This window comes from uncultured Gimesia sp., assembly GCF_937910335.1.
Lineage (GTDB): Bacteria > Planctomycetota > Planctomycetia > Planctomycetales > Planctomycetaceae > Gimesia.
Window position 1 is genome coordinate 1 of the sequence record NZ_CALEMX010000538.1, and the last position, 2,728, is coordinate 2,728.

General features: G+C 44.1%; 3 protein-coding genes. 2 read left to right on the forward strand and 1 reads right to left on the reverse strand.

Features of this window, described 5'->3' with window-relative positions; translation table 11 throughout:
* Positions 1 to 55 precede the first annotated feature (55 nt).
* Positions 56 to 643 (reverse strand): hypothetical protein, encoded by a 588-nt coding sequence (locus Q0668_RS22115; protein ID WP_298868652.1) that lies wholly within the window; start codon positions 641 to 643, stop codon positions 56 to 58.
* 517 nt (positions 644 to 1,160) lie between these two features.
* On the opposite strand from Q0668_RS22115, the gene Q0668_RS22120 reads away from it, so the two are divergent.
* Together Q0668_RS22120 and Q0668_RS22125 are read left to right on the forward strand one after the other, a co-directional pair.
* Positions 1,161 to 2,279, forward strand: a complete 1,119-nt coding sequence (locus tag Q0668_RS22120; RefSeq protein ID WP_298868653.1) for a DUF3500 domain-containing protein — start codon at positions 1,161 to 1,163, stop codon at positions 2,277 to 2,279.
* A gap of 87 nt (positions 2,280 to 2,366) precedes the next feature.
* A partial coding sequence (locus Q0668_RS22125) for a GNAT family N-acetyltransferase (RefSeq protein ID WP_298868654.1) occupies positions 2,367 to 2,728 on the forward strand: 362 nt, incomplete at its 3' end.

Genomic DNA, 2,728 nt, shown 5'->3' on the forward strand with positions numbered 1-2,728 from the left:
ATGGCGCAAATTACGTGCCAAAGCGAGGGAAGTCATCTGGGAAATGCGGGTTTAACTATAGAGCCGGCAGTAAGTTTCGCGGTATTTTTAGTTTTTTTGATAACTTGATCGAACTTGCGTGATGGGAGCACGATTTCCCGGGTGGATTGGAAATCGGGAATGCCGTTGAAAAATCGTAACTACCTGTCATTGTGGAGATGTGCTTGATGCAATTCCCGGGAGCGGAAGCCAATCCATTGGCTGTCAACTCTTTCATGAGATCAATGTCGATTGTGTCAGAAATCATTACCCGCATTGTACCGTTGCCAGCATCTTCGAACTTGATCGACTGAGAGGGCATATCACTCCTCGATGTTTTTACCAGAATGACATTCTTGTCGCGAATCAAGAAATAATGTTCCTGAAGTTTCTCGTGCTCAATCGTCACAAACATCAAGACCCCCTTCTGTACTTTTACCGATTGAACGCGAGTAAAGAGGGTTGATTTGACTGGAGGAGCGTGTCCATTTTGAACTTCGGTATTCGGATTTGTAAGTTGTGCCGTTGCTACAGGGTGTGTCCCCTCTCTCTCACTTAAAAATAAAAGTGAGAAGCAGAACAGAATAATGATGATCGATGCAGCGGTCGTAAGTAAATCTTTCATATCAATCAACTCGCACTTTCAATATTTGCAAAAGATGAATACTTGATGAAGTGGTTACGACAAACTTTGGTTAAAAGACCATCTACTCCTCTCCCTTGATTCTGTTAGACATTTTAAAGAAACGTTAGGTTCCCGAAATTGCTCATTTATTCTTTACTTTTTCCAGAAAACAACAACACCCTGTCCGCACTTGGATTTACTGAAAACGAGCTGAACTGAGTTATTCGGCTCGACTCATGAAATATTAAAAAAAAGGGTCACTAATTCGAAAAATGAATTAACACATTTATGAGAAATAGAGAGAAATACCTGTGGAGGTCGGTACTCATCCCTAAATCGATCAGGAACGAGCATTTAAAAATCATCATTTCAACGACCTTGAATTACTACTCGCTTTCCTTTTACTTTGGTAAGATAAATACTCTAAACACATCTGGAGTAATTGATCCGGTTTACAACGACATCAGTACGATCTTTCATCAACCATGTTTTTATCTTTACCAAGAGGAATCGCACCTTGAAGACCTTTAATCCCTATTCAGGCCTGGCCCTGATGACCTGTCTCTGTTTCAGCGTATTGAGCGGCAGTTTGGCTGGTGCTGAACCTTCCAAAGCACAACAGGCCCAAATCTCCCGAGCGAGTGCCGAAATGGCGGCCGTCGCCAAACGCTGGCTGGCTTCACTTTCGAAAGAACAACGAGCTACAGCCACGTTTAAAATGGATGATGAAGAACGCAGCAACTGGCACTTTGTGCCTGACTTTGTGATCAAACCAAACGGACGTAGAGGATTAACCATCGGCCAAATGACGCCGCAACAACGTATCTTTGCGGTCACCCTGCCAGCGACGGCACTATCTCAACGTGGTTATCTGGAAATGATGTCCATCCGCGCGTTGGAAAAAGTCTTGTTCGATATTGAAGGAAAAGAGTATCGCGATCCACAGCTCTATTATGTATCCATCTTCGGCAAGCCTGACCCCAAAGGGACATGGGGCTGGCGCTTTGAAGGACATCATCTTTCGGTGAATGTTACGATTATTGAGGGGAAGAAGTTTTCCGTTACACCTTCCTTTTTCGGTTCGAATCCGGGTAAAGTTCCCGACGGTATTTTAAAGGGTGTCGAAGTCCTCGATAAAGAACAAAAGCTGGCGCTTAAACTGATTCAGTCATTCAACAAAGAACAACTGGCCAAAGCCACGATTGACACATCTGCCCTGGATAAGAAACTGCTGCAGAAAAGTGTCATCAAAGAAGTTTTAACCTCCGATGCCCCCACCGCCGACCGTGGGCTATTTACATTCAAAGGCATCAGTTTTGCCGACCTGGAACCGGTACAACAGAAAAAGTTGCTGAGTCTGATTAACGTCTATACGAGCCGCTTTCGTCCGGAGATTCTCAAAGGCACACGTTACAAAGGGAATATCAAAGATGGCACCGATGTAAGTTTTGCCTGGAGCGGCGGCCAGAAACGTGGCGAATTTCATTATTACCGCATCCAATCCAAAACGTTCCTGATCGAATTCGCTAACACACAAAACAATGCCAATCACGTACACGCCGTCTGGCGCGAATTTGATGGCGATTTCGGACGCGATTTTCTGTCCGAACATTTTTCCAAACATCATAAGAAGTAAACTTATAAAATTGTAACCACAACAGGCCTGATGGATTTTGTAAATCCATCAGGATTTTTTGTGATCACCGGTAGTTAAAGAAAAATCATGGAACGTATCATACGCAAATACCAGGCTGCAGATCTGGATGATTTGATGTCAGCCTGGGAAAGTGCATCCCGACTGGCTCATCCTTTTCTGAAAGAAGACTTTCTGGATCAGGAGCGGCACAACATTCCCAATTTGTATCTGCCCAACGCAGAAACCTGGGTGGTTGAAGAGGCAGGACAAGTGATTGGTTTCATTGCTTTAATGGGAAATGAAGTCGGTGCAATTTTTGTAAAGCCTGATTTTCATGGTACAGGCGCTGGAAAGGCGTTGATGGATAAGGCACAGGAATTACATGGCGACCTCGAAGTCGAGGTCTTTAAAGAAAACACTATCGGCCAGAAATTTTATGCGCGTTATGG

Bases quoted from the DNA above. Each gene is read 5' to 3' on its own strand.
- Q0668_RS22115 (WP_298868652.1), bottom strand. From the start codon at position 643: ATGAAAGATTTACTTACGACCGCTGCATCGATCATCATTATTCTGTTC.